We start from the raw sequence: 16964 nt of genomic DNA on the forward strand, positions 1-16964 counted from the left end.
AACATGGGAGGGGTCACAAGCGCGCCGCGCAGAGCCCGTTCGGCGCCGGGATCGATGTCAAGCCAAGGCTGACCGGGCGTCGACTGGGACAGCCGACACCTTGCCCGCCTCGATCAACCAAGCTCGTTCGTCCGTCGTTCACCGGTATGGCAATCCGCGCTGCGCGGAGTAACTCCCTCACTGCCGTCGAGGTTATGCGTCGAACTGGTCACGAGCAAGCAAACGCACCATCAAGCGTGTCTTACAGGCCTGCAGCTCCACATTCGACCCAATCTCCCCCATTAATGCCGGTATTGCCCCCATCCGAGCCAGTCAGCCCCCTACGACCAGGCATTCCGGGGACCACGGCGATGGTGGGTGACCTGGTCCGATACAGCCACACCGGGGGGCCCAATCCCTGCGACAGAGCCGAAAAAGGTGAACGAAACGCAAACTCCCGATCTTTGCCCTGGGAGGGAGAGAGCGGAGCGCCAGAGGTCAGGGGAAGTCAGCTTCGAGATCGATGCCTTCCTCCTCCAGGGCCTCCCGGATGACGCGGTAGGCCACGCCGGAGGAGTAGCCCTTGCGGGCGAGCATGCCCGCGAGACGGCGGGTGCGCGTCTGCGGGTCCAGGGATCGGGTGGCGGCGAGCTTACGGTCCACCAGCCGACGGGCCGTCTCCGCCTCCTGGTCGGGATCCAGGCGCTCCACGGCTTCCTTCACCGTGTCGTTGTCCACGCCCCGGTGCCGCAACTCAGCCGCCAGCGCACGTCGGGCCAGGCCGCGGCCATGGTGGCGGGAATCGACCCAGGCCGCCGCGAACGCCTCGTCGTTGATCAGGCCCAGCTCGGAGAACCGGCTGAGCACCGCTTCGGCCGCCTCCGCCGGGACATCACGTTTGCGCAGGGCCTCGGCGAGCTGGGCTCGCGTCTTGGGGGCCATCGTGAGGAGACGGAGACAAATGGCCCGGGCCACCGACTCCGGGTCGGCATCGGGTCCGGCTCCGGCAGGGCTATCAGCGTCGGGTCCCTCAGGCTTGCTGCCACGATCCCGTCCGCCCTCAACCTCCCGCCTGCCGGAGCGGCTCCTCCGCCCTCGCTTCTTGGATCGGCCACCGAAGCCACCGTCGGATCCGCCATCGAAGCGGGCGTCGGATTCGCGGCCCTTGCGCGCTCGTTGGGTGCCGCCGTCCGCCGGCTGCTGTGCGAACCAACTGCTGCCAGCCAGCACTTCGGAGTGCCACCCGCCGTCCCCATGCTTCCCACCTCCGGGTTCTTCCCAGCGGGACGCCTCATCGCGGGACGCTTCCTCGCCAGCGTCTGCTTTGGACGGGCCCGCCTGTCCAGCTGGGGCGTGGGTATACGGGCCGTCTGCGGCCATGCTCCTAGCGTCTCTGGCATCGGGGACCTGTGCGTCCTCCCGGGACGGCGCGTTCACCCTCGAGGGTGGGGATCCGGTCGTAGTGGCCTGATCTTCGTCGGGTCCTGGATCAGAGCCATCAGGTGACGCCTCCGAGGGCTGGAGACGGTTGCGGTGCTCGCGCCATTCATCTACCGACGGCCAGCCATCCGACGCCGAACGAGCCAGATCTCGTCCGCGCGACCATGCGTCGTTCGGCGAGCTACCCATAAGCACCCCAGGCGCGGGACTGGTCGGGCCAGGCACCCCGGGGCCGGGGCGCCTGTGGCCAGTTCGTTTCACTCATGGGCGGACGATCAGACGTCGCCCGGCTTGGGAGTGGACTTCGAGCCGCGGCCCGAAGGCGCCGCAGCCGGGACCGGAGCAACGGCGGGCTCGGCAGGGGTGTCGAGGCGGGGGCCCACGCCCAGCTTGTCCTTGATCTTCTTTTCGATCTCGTTGGCCATGTCAGGGTGGTTCTTCAGGAAGTTGCGGGCGTTTTCCTTGCCCTGACCGAGCTGGTCGCCCTCGTACGTGTACCACGCCCCGGACTTGCGGACGAAGCCGTGCTCCACGCCCATGTCGATGAGGCCGCCCTCACGGGAGATGCCCACGCCGTAGAGGATGTCGAAGTCGGCGACGCGGAAAGGCGGCGCCATCTTGTTCTTCACGACCTTGACCCTGGTGCGGTTGCCGACCGCCTCCGTGCCGTCCTTGAGCGTCTCGATACGGCGAATGTCCAGTCTCACCGAAGCGTAGAACTTTAGAGCCTTTCCGCCCGTTGTGGTCTCAGGTGACCCGAACATCACGCCGATCTTCTCGCGGAGCTGGTTGATGAAGATGGCGGTGGTGCCGGTGCTACTGAGGGCGCCGGCGACCTTGCGCAGAGCCTGGGACATGAGGCGGGCCTGGAGGCCGACGTGGCTGTCGCCCATCTCGCCCTCGATCTCGGCCTTGGGCACGAGCGCGGCCACCGAGTCGATGACGATGATGTCCACGGCGCCGGACCTGATCAGCATGTCGGCGATCTCGAGCGCCTGCTCGCCCGTGTCGGGCTGGGAGACCAGCAGGGCGTCGGTGTCGACTCCCAGCTTCTTGGCGTATTCGGGGTCGAGGGCGTGCTCGGCGTCGATGAACGCCGCGATGCCGCCCGCCCGCTGGGCGTTGGCCACCGCGTGCAGGGCGACCGTGGTCTTACCGGAGGACTCGGGGCCGTAGATCTCGACGATGCGGCCGCGTGGCAGGCCGCCGATGCCGAGTGCCACGTCAAGAGAGATCGACCCTGTGGGGATCACCTCGATGGGAGCTCGGGCGTCATCGCCCAGGCGCATCACTGAGCCCTTGCCGAACTGCCGCTCGATCTGAGCGAGCGCGGTCTCGAGGGCCTTCTCGCGGTCGTTGATAGCCATGGGAGCTCCCCCTGGAGGGTCGTGGTCCGATCAGTCGAGTGAAAAGCTACGGCCTGCCACCGACATTTTTCTGCGACTGCCGGGGAAGACGTGGCTCGGCGTGGTCCCATCGTAGCCGAACGGCTGTTCGATCACATCAGGAACACGCGGGAACACGGGCCGCCGTCAAACCGGCCGTCCGCGGGGCGGCGAGGAGGCGCGGGGGCCACTTGGAACAGCTCCGGGCGGGCCGTGCCCCGGGGCGTCCCGATGACATTCACGACGGTTGGCGCCTGCGTGTTGTCATGCGGGGTGAGCTGGGGAGACTCAGTGCAGGGGCGAGAGTTGGAGGCGGCGACGTGGCGAGCGGCTATACCGGGGAACGGCGCGCCCATCTCGAGGCACTCGCCGAGTTGCTGCCCAACCAGGGACTGGTGAGCCGCCTGGTCGGTGGCGACGATCCGGTGTTGTGGGTGTGGGACCCCAGCACGGGCCGGCAGACGATCATCTTCGCCACCCCGACGGCCCACGGATGGCAGTTTCTGTGGTCGAGCGGAGGCCATGGTCGCGCGGACGATCTGGAGCGTACGGCCGGAGCGCTGCGGGAGACCCTGGGCTCAGCGCAGCTTGGGTGAGACGTCCTCCACCTGGCAGACGGCCCGCCAGACGGTCTTGGCGCTCTCCCCGTCGTTCAGCGCCTGCATGACCGTGCGTCCGCCGAGCGGGGCGATCACGTAGTCGCGGGCCCACGACTCGGCGTACGTCTCACCGAAATGAGCCTTCATCCGTCTCCAGAACTCCGTCAACCGCATGGAACCAAGTATGGAATCGCGCGGAGGGTGGGTAAGACAACCGCATGCCAAAGACCGCCAAGTCTTCACCCCCGAAGTCCGCCAAGACGAAGGCCAACCGGAGCAGGCGCCGCCGATTACTGCTCACGCTGCGCCTCGCCGTACAGAAGGAGAAAGCCGAGCGATCAGAAAGGCATGCCGGTATCAGACAGGAGCCCCGTGCGGGCAGGCCGCGTACGCGCAGGGCGTCGCGGCGTTAGCTCACAAGCTCACAACACCCGCGCGCCGTACATCTCACCGAGATGGTCGGCGAGCAGCTCCAGCCGGGCGCCATCGGGGTCCTTGAAGTAAATGGAGGCGCCGCTCTCTATCTGGTGCGGCACGCCGGCCATCTCCAGCTTCCCGCGCAACCGCTCCCACGTGGCGGGGTCGACCGAGATCGCGATGTGGTGCAGCCCGCCGAGCACCTCCTGGTAGGGGCCCAGGTCGAGCCCCGGGAAGTCGAAGAACGCGAGCAGGTTGCCGTTGCCGATGTCGAAGAAGAAGTGGTTCGAGCCTTTGTAGTCGCGGTTCTCGATGATCTCCGTGAGCGGGAACTCCAGGAGGTCCTGGTAGAACTGGATGGTGCGCTCCACATTGGACGACAGCAGGGCGATGTGGTGCAGCCCGCGCGCGCTGCTCGATGGTCGGCGCGGTAAGACATAGCGCTGCCTGATTTCCGCTCGGCGGGCTTCGATGGCCGCGTAATCAATGGTCACGGTCGCTGTATGTCCGCCAGAACCCCGCCTCAATCGCACGCTGCCGCGCCAATGCGATTTCTGTCGGTGGCGCGAGGCAGTATGTCCTGGTGAGCTCGCTAGCCCAGTTCAGCCAGATGACCAGGCAATGGTTCGCTGGAGCCTTCCAAGCTCCCACGGCCGCCCAGGAGGGGGCGTGGGAGTCGATCTCGCGTGGCGACAACACCCTGGTCGTCGCGCCCACCGGGTCGGGCAAGACGCTGGCGGCGTTCCTGTGGTCGCTCGACCGGCTGGCGGCAGCGCCGCCCAAAGGGCCGCTCCAAGAGCCGCTCAAAGGGCCGGCCGGGCGCAAGGGGACGCGGGTGCTCTACGTGTCGCCGCTCAAGGCGCTGGCCGTCGACGTGGAGCGCAACCTGCGCGCGCCGTTGGCCGGGCTCAAGCAGACGGCGCGGCGGCTCGGGCTGCCCGTGCCGGAGATCTCGGTGGCGATCCGCTCCGGCGACACCCCCGCCGAGGACCGCAGGAGGTTCGCGGCCAAACCGTCCGACATCCTGATCACGACGCCGGAGTCGCTGTTCCTGCTGCTCACCAGCCAGGCGCGGGAGGCGCTGCGCGAGGTCGAGACGGTGATCGTGGACGAGGTGCACGCGGTCGCGGCCACCAAGCGCGGCGCGCATCTCGCGCTCAGTCTGGAGCGGCTGGACGCGCTGCTGGAGCGGCCCGCGCAGCGGATCGGGCTGTCGGCGACCGTGCGGCCGGTGAGTGAGGTGGCGGCGTTCCTCGGCGGGACCCGGCCGGCCACGGTGGTGCAGCCGCCGGCGGACAAGCGGATCGAGGTCGAGGTCGTGGTCCCGGTCGAGGACATGACCGAAATGGAAGGCCGACCGCGCGCGGAGGGCGACGACTTCGCCCTGGAGACTCCGGAGCCCGCCAACAGGTCGATCTGGCCTCATGTCGAAGAGCGGCTGTTCGATCTGATCGGAGAGCACAGCTCCACGATCGTGTTCGCCAACTCGCGGCGGCTGGCCGAGCGGCTGTGCACCAGGCTCAACGAGCTGGCCTACGAGCGGGAGAGCGGCGGCGCCGATGCCGTCGACCTGTCGATCTGGGAGACTGCGCCGGACGAGGGAGCGCCTGCGGATCCGGGCTGGGAGCCGGGCCAGGGAGCACCTGCAGGTCCAGGCCAGGAGCCGGGCCAAGGAGCACCTGCAGGTCCGGGCCGGGACCGGGGTCAGGGAGCGCCTGCAGGTCGGGGCCGGGACCCGGGTCAGGGGGCGCCTGCCGGTTCGCGCTGGGAGCCGCCCAAGCGCACACCCGCCGAGATGATGGCGCAGGCCGGGGGCAGCAAGGGCGTCGTGACGGAGATCGTGCGGGCGCACCATGGCTCGGTCTCCAAGGAGGAGCGGGCGCAGATCGAGGAGGCGCTCAAGTCGGGCCGGCTGCCCGCCGTGGTCGCCACCTCCAGCCTGGAGCTGGGCATCGACATGGGCGCGGTGGACCTGGTCGCGTGTGTGGAGGCGCCGCCGAGCGTGGCCAGCGGCCTGCAGCGCATCGGCCGGGCCGGTCACCAGGTAGGCGCGGTCTCCAAAGGCGTGATCTTCCCGAAATACCGCGGCGATCTCGTACAGACCGCCGTGGTGGCCGAGCGGATGAAGAGCGGCCAGATCGAGGAGCTGCGCTATCCGCGTAATCCGCTCGACGTGCTGGCCCAGCAGATCGTGGCGATGACCGCGCTGGAGGAGTGGACGGTCGACGAGCTGGAGTCGGTGGTCAAGCGGGCCGCCCCCTACGCCACGCTGCCGCGCACCGCGCTGGAGGCCACGCTCGACATGCTGGCCGGGCGCTACCCGAGCGAGGAGTTCGCCGAGCTGCGCCCGCGCGTCGTGTGGGACCGGGTCACCGGCACGCTCCAGGGTCGGCCCGGCGCCCAGCGGCTGGCGGTGACGAACGGCGGCACGATCCCCGACCGGGGCCTGTTCGGCGTGTTCCTGGTGGGCGAGCGGGCCTCCAGAGTGGGCGAGCTGGACGAGGAGATGGTCTACGAGTCGCGCGTGGGCGACGTGTTCGTGCTGGGCGCCACGTCGTGGCGGATCGAGGACATCACCGCCGACCGGGTGCTCGTCTCGCCCGCGCCCGGTCAGCCGGGCAAGCTGCCGTTCTGGCACGGCGACGCGCCGGGACGGCCGGCCGAGCTGGGGCAGGCGATCGGGCAGTTCCTGCGCGAGCAGGCCAAGGACGACTCGACGGAGCGGATGCGGGCGGCCGGTCTGGACGAATACGCGGCGGGCAACCTGCTGGCCTATCTGCGGGAGCAGCGGGAGGCCACCGGCTACGTGCCCGACGACCGCACGTTGCTGGTCGAGCGGTTCCACGACGAGCTCGGTGACTGGCGGGTGGTGATCCACTCCCCCTACGGCGCACGGGTGCACGCCCCGTGGGCGCTGGCGATCAACCGGCGGCTGCGCGAGCGTTACGGGGTCGATGTGCAGGCCGTGCACTCCGACGACGGCATCGTGCTGCGCATCCCGGACACGCTGGCCGAGCCGCCCACCGACGTGGCCGCGTTCGACGCCGAGGAGATCGAGCAGATCGTCACCGAGGAGCTGGGCGGGTCGGCCATGTTCGCCTCCCGGTTCAGGGAGTGCGCGGGGCGGGCGCTGCTGCTGCCACGCCGCGTGCCCGGCCGGCGCAGCCCGCTGTGGCAGCAGCGGCAGCGGGCGGCCCACCTGCTGGGGGTGGCGTCACAGTACGCGTCGTTCCCGATCGTGCTGGAGACGATGCGTGAGTGCCTGCAGGACGTCTTCGACGTGCCGGGGCTGGTGCGGCTCATGCGGGACATCGCGGCGCGCAAGGTGCGACTGGTGGAGGTGGAGACCTCGCAGGCCTCGCCGTTCGCGGCGTCGCTGCTGTTCCACTACGTCGGCGCGTTCATGTACGAGGGCGACGCGCCGCTGGCCGAGCGCCGGGCGCAGGCCCTGGCGCTGGACACCACGCTGCTGGCGGAGCTGCTCGGCCAGGCCGACCTGCGCGAGTTGCTCGACCCCGACGTGATCTCCGACAGCGAGCGGGAGCTGGCCAGGCTCGACCGGCCGCTGCGCGACGTGGAGGACCTCGCGGACCTGCTGCGCTCGCACGGACCATTGCTGGCTCCCGACGTGAGCGTACGCGGCGGCGACCCGGCCTGGCTGGAGGAGCTCGTACGCGCGCGACGAGCCATCAAGGTACGGATCGCGGGCGAGGAGCAGTGGGCGGCGATCGAGGACGCGGCGCGGATGCGTGACGCGCTGGGCGTGCCGCTCCCCGTGGGGGTGCCGCACGCGTTCCTGGAGCCGGTGGCCGATCCGCTGGCGGACCTGGTGGCGCGGCACGCCCGCACCCGCGGCCCCTTCCACGCCGGCACGGCGGCGTCCCGTTTCGGGCTCGGCGTGGCCGTGGTGACCGACGCCCTGCGGCGGCTGGCCGCGTCCGGGCGGGTCGTCAGCGGGGAGTTCCGGCCTGGCGGGCGGGGTGAGGAGTGGTGCGACGCCGGGGTGCTGCGGATGTTGCGGCGCCGGTCGCTGGCCCGGCTGCGGAAGGAGGTCGAGCCGGTCGCCCCCGAGACGCTTGCCCTGTTCCTGTCTGTCTGGCACGGCATCACCGGCACGGGCGGTCCGGCATCCGCGGGCCCCGGCTGGGCAGGACCGGGCGCCTCGGCTGGGCAGGGCGGGGCCGGTGGCTTTGGGACGCGGGGCGGAGCGGGGGCGGCGCGAGCCATGGACTCGCTGGTCCGCTCCATCGAGCAGCTCCAGGGAGCCGCTGTGCCCGCGTCCGCGCTGGAGACGCTCGTGTTGCCGTCGCGGGTGCCGGGCTACCATCCGGCGCTGCTCGACGAGCTGACCTCGTCGGGCGAGGTCATGTGGGTCGGGCAGGGAACGCTGCCGGGCGGTGACGGGTGGGTGTCGCTCTACTTCGCCGACACGGCGCCGCTGCTGCTGCCGGAGCCTGCCGAGATCACGACGACGCCGGTTCACGAACGGGTGCTCGAGCTGCTGGGCGGCGGCGGTGCGCTGTTCTTCCGCGGCATCTCCGACCAGCTGGGGTCGCTGGACGACCAGACGCTGGTGTCCGCGCTGTGGGACCTGGTGTGGTCGGGGCGGGTGTCCGGGGACACGCTGGCGCCGCTGCGGGCCACGCTCGGCACCGGGCGTCCCGCGCACCGGCCGGCCACGACGCGGCGGCGCCGGGCGGTGCTGCCGACCAGGAGCGGGCCGCCGACCGTGGCCGGGCGGTGGTGGCTGCTGCCCGCACCGGCCGCCGACGCGACCCAGCGGGTCCAGGCGCAGGCCGAGGTCCTGCTCGAACGGCACGGGGTGGTGACCCGGGGTGCGGTGACGTCGGAACGGCTCCCCGGGGGATTCACGCCCATTTATCAGGTCTTGCGGGCGTACGAGGAGAGCGGCCGGTGCCGCCGGGGCTACTTCGTGGAGGGCCTCGGGGGCGCCCAGTTCGCCCTGCCTGGGGCGGTGGACCGGATGCGCGCGATGGCACCCGGCATCGCCCCGACAGGCGGCGACGGGTTCGGGCAGGGTGCGAGCGGCGGGGGCTTTGGCGGGGCGGCCGGGGGGTCGCGGGCCGTGGTGCTGGCCGCCGCCGACCCGGCCAGCCCGTACGGCGCCGCGCTTTCCTGGCCGCAGCATCCCGGCGACGTCGGCCACAAGCCTGGCCGGAAGGCCGGGTCGCTGGTCGTGCTGGTCGACGGCCACCTGGTGCTCTACGTCGAACGGGGCGGCAAGACGCTGTTGTCGTTCACCGACGGCGAGCGGCTGCAGCCCGCCGTGGACGCGCTGGCCCTCGCCGTGCGTGACGGGGCGCTCGGGAAGCTGACGGTCGAGCGGGCCGACGGCGCTTCCATCATCGAGTCGCCGCTGGCGGCGGCGCTGGAGGCGGCCGGCTTCCACCCGACGCCCCGGGGGCTGCGCCTGCGCGCCTGACCTGCCCGATGCCGGCCGGGGCCGCCGCCAGGGTGGGCCCACATGGCCGGCGGGCCAGCGTGAGCGAGCGGGCCAGCGTGAGCGAGCGGTCAGCAGCCCGGGGTGATGAGCAAGGTCGCGCAGAATATCGCCACGCTGTGCTCAATAGACTGGGAGGTATGGAGCAGGGCTCGCTCAGGGAGCGCAAGCAGCAACGGTCCCGTGAGGCGATCATCGAGGCGGCCCACGCGCTGTTCGAGGAGCGCGGCTTCGACAAGGTCACGGTCGCCGACATCGCTGAGCGCGCGGAGGTCGGGCGGGCCACCTTCTTCCGCTACTTCGGAGACAAGCAGGAGGTCGTCTTCGCCGACGGGGGCGATCTCGGAGCTGTGCTGGCGGAGGCTACGGAGATCACCGCGGACCGGCCGATCGGGGACGCTCTGCCTGCCGCGCTGGCCGTGGCGCGCCGCGTCGTCGCCTCCTACGTGCGCCGGATCACCGCCGAGCCTGCCGGCTACACCCGGCACGAGCGCCTGGTGGCCAGCCATCCCGAGTTGCTCGCCCGCAGCCTCACCAAACAGCGCCGGTATGCCGAGCTCCTGCGTGACCTGCTCGCCGGCCAGGGCGCGAGCCCGGAGATCGCCGCCATCGCGGCGGAGATGGGATTGGCGGCCTACTACGCGGGGAGAGCGCTCGCCGGCGACGATCCGGCGCGGCTGCCGGCCGCGGTGGAGTCCGTCTTCGACCGGCTCTCCTAGCGTCGGGAATGTACGGCACCGGTCTGTGGATCGTGCGCCACGCCAAGGCGGGAAACTGAGTGCATGGGTCCCCTGAAGCGCTTACGCGCGGACGTCAGCACCGGCAAGAACCTCGAGATCTACCTGACGGCGCTCATCGCGCTGGTCGTCGGCGTGCTCGGCGTCTTCAGCGTCGTCAACCCGCAGGTCGTGAGCGCCGCGATCCTGGCCACGCTGGCCCTGGTCGCGGTGAACGCGCTCGGTCCCCGTCACCAGGTCGCCGACCTCGAAGCGCGGGTCGCCGAGCTCAACCGCCTGGTGGAAGCGAAGCTGGCCGGCGACGCCTTCCTGACCACCGTGCGGCAGGGGCTTGACGAGCGGGTCGCCCGCGCCGCCGACATCCGCTTCGCCGGGGTGACGCTGAGCCGCACGATCCGTGCGCACGTCGAGCAGCTGCGTAAGGGCCTGGCGCGCGGGGCGTCGGTCCAGGTCCTGCTGATCGATCCGAAGGGCGCGGTCCCGGAGGAGGCGGCCAGGAGGAGCACGATTCCCGAGCAATCCGACGTGTTCGAGCACCGGGTCAAGTCCACGATCTACCTGCTGCGCGATCTGGAGGGGGTCGAGGTGCGGTTCCTGCCGTTCGTGCCCGCGTTCGGGCTGGTGCTGCTGGATGCCGGTGAGGACGACGGCGTCATCCACGTTGAGCTCGGCACACACAGCGCGCCGGGCAGGGACCCGGTCTTCACGCTCACCCCACGTCGCGACCACTTCTGGTACGAGCACTTCAAGGCGGAGTTCGACCGTATGTGGGAGGTCAGCAGGGAGGCGACGGAGGACGACTGGCGTCCCGAGCGGACGAAGTGACGGCGCTGTATACGATGAGTCCCGAGATGGCTGATGTGACGCTGGGCGCGGCCCATCGGAGCTTGCGCGACGAGGTCACCGGGGAGCTGCGGCGCCGCATACTCTCCGGCGAGCTCCCCCAAGGCGCGCGGCTGGTGGAGGACCGGCTGGCCGCCCAGCTGGGCGTGTCGCGCAACCCCGTGCGGGAGTCCATCCGGGTGCTGGCCGCCGAGGGTTTCGTCGAGGTCGTCCCCCGCCTGGGCGCCACGGTGGCGCGCCTGTCCGCCGCGGAGGCCGAGGAGCTGTTCGACGTACGCATGGCGATCGAAGGGCTGGCGGCGCGGCTGGCGGCGCGCAAGCGCACCCCGGCCACCGCCGAGCGGCTGCGCCGGATGCTCGAGCAGGCCAAGGAGGCCGTGGAGGCGGGCCGGCTGGAGGAGGTGGCCGACCTCAACACCGCCTTCCACCTGGCGGTGGGCGAGGCGACGGGCAATTCCTATCTCAGCCTGGTGATGAAGCCGATGCTGCAGCGGGCGCAGTGGGTCTTCAGTCAGACGGCCTCCACACGCGGGCCGCACTCCTGGTCGGAGCACCTGGGCCTGTGCGAGGCCATCGCTGCGGGCGACGAGGACGAGGCGCAGGCCAGAGCCGTCGCGCATGTGGCGGCGGCGCGGCGGTCGTTCTTGGCGGCAGCGGGCCGCGCATCGAGCAAGACCGAAATACCGAGTTAACACCCAGCCGTAATCTGAACACCAGTGAAATGTAAGGTCTTGTATACAGTCTCCTAAACCGTTCCCACGGAGGCCCATATGAGACCCAGGCTCGTCGCGGCACTCGCCGTCCTCCCCCTCGGCCTGACGGCCTGCGGCGGAGGAGCCGGCTCGAGCAGCACGCCCGCCGCCCCTCCCTCCATCGCCGCCGCCACGGCCGACAACCGGCCGGTCAAGGCCGGCGGCACGCTCAATGTGGCGCTCAACGCCGACCCCGACGCGCTCGACCCGAGCATCTCGACCACGCTGGTGGGCCGCGAGGTGTTCGCGAACATGTGCGAGAAGCTCTACGACATCGACGCGCAGGCCACGCTGGTCCCCCAGCTGGCCGCCGCCCTGCCCGAGGTGTCCGGCGACGGCAAGGAGGTGACGATCAAGCTGCGTGAGGGCGTGAAGTTCAACGACGGCACGGCGTTCGACGCCGAGGCGGTCAAGAAGTCGCTGGACCGGCACCGCACCTGGGAGAAGTCCGCGCGGCAGGCCGACCTGGCCGCGGTGTCCAAGGTCGCCGTGGTCGATCCCACCACGGTGACGCTCACGCTGACGCGGGCGTTCACGCCGCTGACCGCCCAGCTCGCGGACCGCGCCGGCATGATCATGTCGCCGAAGGCCCTGGACGCGGCGGGCGACAACTTCGGCGCGAGCCCGGTGTGCGTGGGACCGTTCAAATTCGCCGGCCGCACGTCGGGCAGCCAGATCGCGCTGGAGAAGGCCGCCGACTACTACGACGCGGCCAAGGTCAAGCTCGACAAGATCGTATACAAGATCATCGTGGACCCGAACGTCCGGGCCGCGAACCTCAAGTCCGGCGACGTGCAGGTGGGCGACCAGCTCGCCACGACCACGGTCAAGGGGGTGCAGACCGATCCGAACCTCACGGTCGTGTCGGGCGGCGGCCTCGGCTACTACGGCATCACGATCAACACCGGCAACGCCGACGGCTCCACCGAGAAGCCCGGCACGGTGAACACGGCCCTGGCCCAGAGCCCGCAGCTCCGCGAGGCCTTCGAGCTGGCGCTGGACCGCGACCTGATCAACAAGACCGTTTACAACGGCCTGCACGAACCCGACTGCTTTCCCGTGCCGCTGGACAGCCGGTTCCGGGCCCAGGATCTGACCTGTCCCAAGCGCGACCTGGCCATGGCCAAGCAGCTCGTGCAGGCCAGCGGCGTGCCGACGCCGATCCCGGTCACGCTCACCAGCCCCAACGACGCGACCAACGTACGGCTGGCGCAGGTCATCCAGCAGATGACCAAGGAGGCGGGCTTCAACGTGAGCGTGCAGACGGCCGAGTTCGTCAGCACGCTGGAGCAGGGCAAGTCCGGCAAGTTCGACGTCCTGCTGAACGGCTGGTCGGGCCGCGTGGACCCGGACGGCAACCTGACGAACCTCATCACCAGCCGCGGCAGCAACAACTACAGCGGCATGTCCGACCCGGGCATCGACGACCCGATCAAGCAGGCCGCCGCCGAGTCCGACGTCGCCAAGCGCGCCGAGCTGTACGCCTCCGCCATGAAGAAGGCCGCCGAGATCAGGGGCGTCCTGTACCTGTACCACAGCAAGTACTACCTGGGCATGAGCAAGACCGTCGCGGGCGTCCAATACTTCAAGGACGGCCTGCCGCGCTTCGTCACCGCCGGATTCGCCGCGTAATGCTCTGGTTCATTCTGCGGCGCTGCGGGTCGGCGGTGATCGTGTTGTTCCTGGCCAGCATCCTGATCTTCCTCGGGGTCAGGGCGCTGCCCGGCGACCCGGCCACGGTCATGGCGGGCGAGGAGGCCTCGCCCGCCGTGGTCGAGGCCATCCGCAAGGAGTTCGGCCTGGACAAGCCGCTGCCCGCCCAATACGTGGACTACGTCGCCCAGACCCTCACCGGCAACTTCGGCCGCTCGACGCAGGACCAGCTGCCGGTGATCGACATCATCGCCGAGCGGCTGCCCGTGACATTGGAGTTGTCGGCGCTGGCCATCCTGGTCGCCATCGTCGTCGGCGTGGGCGCCGGCATCGTGGCCGCCGTCCGGCGCGGCAGGTTCGCCGACTACGTGGCCACCGGGTTCGGCCTGGCCGGGCTGTCGGTGCCGCACTTCTGGCTCGGCCTGCTCAGCATCCTGTTGTTCGCGGTCACCTGGCGGGTGCTGCCCGCCTCCGGGTATGTCCCCTTCACCGAGGACCCGGCCGCGAACCTCCAGCGCATGATCCTTCCCGCCCTCGTGCTCGGCACCGGGTTCGCGGCGATCCTGATGCGGCAGACCCGCTCGGCCATGCTGGGCGCGCTGTCGGCCGACTACGTCAGGACCGCCAGGTCGAAGGGCCTGTCCGAGGTGAAGGTCGTCGGCGCGCACGCACTGCGCAACAGCCTGACGACGGTGGTGACCGTGCTCGGCCTGCAACTCGGCGCGCTCATCAGCGGCGCGGTCGTGACCGAGCAGATCTTCGTGATCCCCGGCTTCGGCAAGCTGACCGTGGACGCGGTGCTGACCAGGAACTACCCGGTCATCCAGGCTGTCGTGCTGATCACGGTCGTCGGGTACGTCCTGGTCAACCTGCTGGTCGACCTCGCGTACGCGGCGCTCAACCCGCGGATCAGGCTGTCGGGGGTGCGCCATGATTGACCGGTTGTGGCGGCGCTTCCGCCGGCGGCCGATGCCGATGGCCGGGCTGGCGCTCGTGACCGCGTTCCTCCTGCTGGCGCTGGCCGGGCCGCTGGTGACCGGCGACCCGGCCGCGCAGGACTACCTGGCCACGCTGGCGCCGCCGTCGCCCGCGCACCCGATGGGCACCGACGACCTCGGCAGGGACGCCTTCGCCAGGATCGCGCACGGCGCCCATGTGTCGCTCCAGGCCGGCGTGCTGTCCACGCTGCTGGCGATGGCCGTGGGCATCCCGATCGGGCTGGTCGCCGGGTTCTACCGGCGCTGGCTGGACCCCGTCGTGATGCGGCTGGTGGACGTGACGCTGGCGTTCCCGTTCCTGGTCTTCGCGGTGGGGCTGGCGGCGATCATCGGGCCGTCGCTGAGGGGCGTGGTGCTGGCGCTGGGCTTCGCCCAGCTGCCGGCCGTCATCCGGATCACGCGCGGCGAGGTGCTGGCGGTCAGGGAGATGGACTATGTGGCGGCGGCCATCGCCGACGGCGCGAGCGACGCCTACCTGATCTTCCGGTACGTGCTCCCGAACTGCGCCAATCCGCTCATCGTGCAGGCCACGGTGGCCATCCCTGCGGCCATCATCGGCGAGTCCACGCTGTCGTTCCTGGGGCTGGGCGTGCAGCCGCCGACACCGTCGTGGGGCGTGATGCTGACCACCGCCCAGCAGTACCTGGGCGACGCGCCGTGGCTGGCCATCTGGCCCGGCTTGATGATCGCCCTGGCCACGCTGGGCTTCAACCTGCTCGGCGACGGCCTGCGTGACGTCCTGGACCCGAGGAGCTTCCGATGAGCCTCTTGGAGATCGCCGACCTGGCCGTCGGCTTCGACACGGAGGACGGCCTGGTGCAGGCCGTCAGAGACATCTCACTGACACTGGAGGAGGGCGAGATCCTGGCCTTGTGCGGCGAGTCCGGCTGCGGCAAGTCGGTCACCGCGATGTCGGTCCCCCGGCTCCTGCCACCGGACACGACCAGGTTGTCCGGGTCGGTGAAGCTGGGCGGACGCGAGCTCACGACGCTGCCCGAGGCCGAGATGCGGCACGTCCGCGGCAAGGAGGTGTCGGTCGTCTTCCAGGAGCCGATGACCTCGCTCAACCCGTCGTTCACCGTTGGATACCAGATCATCGAGGTGCTGCGCAGGCACGAGCGGCTCTCCCGCCAGGCGGCCCGCCGCCGGGCCGTCGAGCTGCTGGAGCTGGTCGGCATTCCGGCGCCGCAACGCAGGATGAGGGAATACCCGCACCAGCTGTCCGGCGGCATGCGGCAGCGCGTGATGATCGCGATCGCGGTGGCCTGCTCGCCCCGGGTGCTGATCGCCGACGAGCCCACGACGGCGCTCGACGTGACGATCCAGGCAGGGGTGCTGGACGTGTTCCGCGACCTGCGTGACCGGCTCGGCACGGCGATCATCCTCATCACCCACGACCTGGGCGTGGTGGCCGACATCGCCGACCGGGCCGTGGTCATGTACGCCGGCCGCGCCGTCGAGCAGGCCGCGGTGACCGAGTTGTTCGCCAACCCGCGGCACCCGTACACGCTGGGTCTGATGAAGGCCCTGCCGTCCGCCGCCGTCAACGGGCGGCTGGCCGAGATCCCCGGCATGGTGCCGTCACCGCTGTCCGACCCGGACGAGTGCGCGTTCCAGGCCCGCTGCCCGCGTGCGCAGGCAGACTGCCGGATGGAGCGGCCCCCGCTCGACCAGCACGCGCCCGGCCATCTGGCGGCCTGTTTCCACCCCGGAGGCGAGCAGTGATCCTGCGGATCGACAACCTGGTCAAACACTACGGCCCGGTACGCGCGGTGGACGGACTGTCGCTGGAGATCGGCCAGGGTGAGGTGCTCGGCCTGGTCGGCGAGTCCGGCAGCGGCAAGTCCACGGTCGGCAAGTGCGTGTTGCGGCTGACCCAGCCCACGTCCGGCCGGATCGAGCTGGACGGGCGCGACGTCACCCACCTGTCGCGCCGGGCCATGCGCCCGCTGCGCAGGGACGTCCACATGGTCTTCCAGGACCCCTACTCCTCGCTCAACCCGCGCTTCACCATCGAGCGCATCGTCGGCGAGCCGCTGCTCAGGCACCAGGCGGCCGACCGGCGGGAGACCTCCAGGCGCGTGTCGGCCATGCTGGAGAAGGTGGGGCTGCGGGCGGAGATGCGCACGCGGTTCCCGCACGAGCTGTCCGGCGGGCAGCGGCAGCGGGTGGGGCTGGCCAGGGCGTTGATCCTGGAGCCCAAGCTGGTGGTGGCCGACGAGCCGGTGTCGGCGCTGGACGTGTCGGTGCAGGCGTCGGTGCTCAACCTGATCACCGATCTGCAGCGGGATATGGGCTTTTCATGCCTGTTCATCACGCATGATTTGTCCGTGGTGGAGTTCCTGGCCGACCGGGTGGCCGTCATGTACCTGGGCAAGATCGTGGAGTCGGGGCCGACGGCCGAGATCTTCGCCGAGCCGCGGCATCCGTACACGCAGGCTCTGCTGTCGGCGGCGCCGGTGCCGGATCCGGTCAGGCAGCGGGAGCGGCGCAGGATCGTGCTCAGCGGTGATGTGCCGAGTCCGGTCGATCCGCCGTCGGGGTGCCGCTTCCATACGCGGTGCCCGCTGGCGTACGACGTCTGCCGGACCGACGAACCCCCGTTGACCGGCACCGGCCATCCGGCCGCGTGCCACCTTGTTACAGCAAGTCGATAAAGGGAGAGAGCTTGTTCACCACCAGGCCCGAGCTGTCGGGCGA

Annotated in this window: 14 protein-coding genes; 10 read left to right on the forward strand and 4 right to left on the reverse strand. The window is 70.5% G+C overall.

Features of this window, described 5'->3' with window-relative positions; all coding sequences use genetic code 11:
• Positions 1–477: 477 nt before the first annotated feature.
• Positions 478–1608 carry a recombination regulator RecX gene (gene recX / locus OHA25_RS53200; protein WP_327584475.1) on the reverse strand — a complete coding sequence of 377 codons (1131 nt, stop codon included), beginning with the start codon at positions 1606–1608 and terminating at the stop codon, positions 478–480.
• A gap of 86 nt (positions 1609–1694) precedes the next feature.
• Positions 1695–2786: a recombinase RecA gene (gene recA, locus OHA25_RS53205; protein WP_327584476.1), complete on the reverse strand. Its 1092-nt coding sequence runs from the start codon at positions 2784–2786 to the stop codon at positions 1695–1697.
• A 338-nt stretch (positions 2787–3124) separates the two neighbouring features.
• Here recA and OHA25_RS53210 point away from each other — a divergent pair, with 338 nt between their 5' ends.
• The gene (locus tag OHA25_RS53210) at positions 3125–3400 is read left to right on the forward strand and encodes a hypothetical protein (RefSeq protein WP_327584477.1); all 276 of its coding nucleotides are present in this window, start codon (positions 3125–3127) and stop codon (positions 3398–3400) included.
• Here OHA25_RS53210 and OHA25_RS53215 read toward each other — a convergent pair.
• Both OHA25_RS53215 and OHA25_RS53220 read right to left on the reverse strand, forming a co-directional pair.
• The gene (locus OHA25_RS53215; RefSeq protein WP_305923404.1) at positions 3383–3577 is read right to left on the reverse strand and encodes a DUF3046 domain-containing protein; all 195 of its coding nucleotides are present in this window, start codon (positions 3575–3577) and stop codon (positions 3383–3385) included. The genes OHA25_RS53210 and OHA25_RS53215 overlap by 18 nt on opposite strands.
• 248 nt (positions 3578–3825) lie before the next feature.
• On the reverse strand, positions 3826–4314 hold the full coding sequence (locus OHA25_RS53220; RefSeq protein ID WP_305923405.1) for a VOC family protein: 489 nt from the start codon (positions 4312–4314) through the stop codon (positions 3826–3828).
• A 116-nt stretch (positions 4315–4430) separates the two neighbouring features.
• On the opposite strand from OHA25_RS53220, the gene OHA25_RS53225 reads away from it, so the two are divergent.
• The 9 genes from OHA25_RS53225 (at position 4431) to OHA25_RS53265 (ending at position 16921) form a co-directional block, all read left to right on the forward strand.
• A complete protein-coding gene (locus OHA25_RS53225; RefSeq protein WP_327591175.1) occupies positions 4431–9263 on the forward strand; it encodes an Lhr family helicase in 4833 nt (1610 codons plus the stop codon).
• A gap of 158 nt (positions 9264–9421) precedes the next feature.
• On the forward strand, positions 9422–10000 hold the full coding sequence (locus OHA25_RS53230; protein WP_327584478.1) for a TetR/AcrR family transcriptional regulator: 579 nt from the start codon (positions 9422–9424) through the stop codon (positions 9998–10000).
• A gap of 63 nt (positions 10001–10063) precedes the next feature.
• Positions 10064–10843, forward strand: a complete 780-nt coding sequence (locus tag OHA25_RS53235) for a hypothetical protein (RefSeq protein ID WP_327584479.1) — start codon at positions 10064–10066, stop codon at positions 10841–10843.
• A 26-nt stretch (positions 10844–10869) separates the two neighbouring features.
• Positions 10870–11553 carry a GntR family transcriptional regulator gene (locus OHA25_RS53240; protein WP_327584480.1) on the forward strand — a complete coding sequence of 228 codons (684 nt, stop codon included), beginning with the start codon at positions 10870–10872 and terminating at the stop codon, positions 11551–11553.
• Positions 11554–11631: 78 nt separating this feature from the next.
• A complete protein-coding gene (locus OHA25_RS53245; RefSeq protein WP_327584481.1) occupies positions 11632–13245 on the forward strand; it encodes an ABC transporter substrate-binding protein in 1614 nt (537 codons plus the stop codon).
• Positions 13245–14204: an ABC transporter permease gene (locus OHA25_RS53250; RefSeq protein WP_327584482.1), complete on the forward strand. Its 960-nt coding sequence runs from the start codon at positions 13245–13247 to the stop codon at positions 14202–14204. The genes OHA25_RS53245 and OHA25_RS53250 overlap by 1 nt, the downstream gene beginning before the upstream one ends.
• Entirely contained in the window at positions 14197–15027 is an 831-nt protein-coding gene (locus OHA25_RS53255; RefSeq protein WP_327584483.1) for an ABC transporter permease, read from the forward strand. Before OHA25_RS53250 ends, OHA25_RS53255 begins: the two co-directional genes overlap by 8 nt.
• Complete coding sequence (locus OHA25_RS53260; RefSeq protein WP_327584484.1) at positions 15024–15989, forward strand: ABC transporter ATP-binding protein; 966 nt, start codon at positions 15024–15026, stop codon at positions 15987–15989. The genes OHA25_RS53255 and OHA25_RS53260 overlap by 4 nt, the downstream gene beginning before the upstream one ends.
• On the forward strand, positions 15986–16921 hold the full coding sequence (locus OHA25_RS53265; RefSeq protein ID WP_327584485.1) for an ABC transporter ATP-binding protein: 936 nt from the start codon (positions 15986–15988) through the stop codon (positions 16919–16921). Before OHA25_RS53260 ends, OHA25_RS53265 begins: the two co-directional genes overlap by 4 nt.
• The last annotated feature ends 43 nt before the right edge of the window (positions 16922–16964 follow it).

Origin of the sequence: Nonomuraea sp. NBC_00507 (genome assembly GCF_036013525.1) — a bacterium.
Lineage (GTDB): Bacteria > Actinomycetota > Actinomycetes > Streptosporangiales > Streptosporangiaceae > Nonomuraea.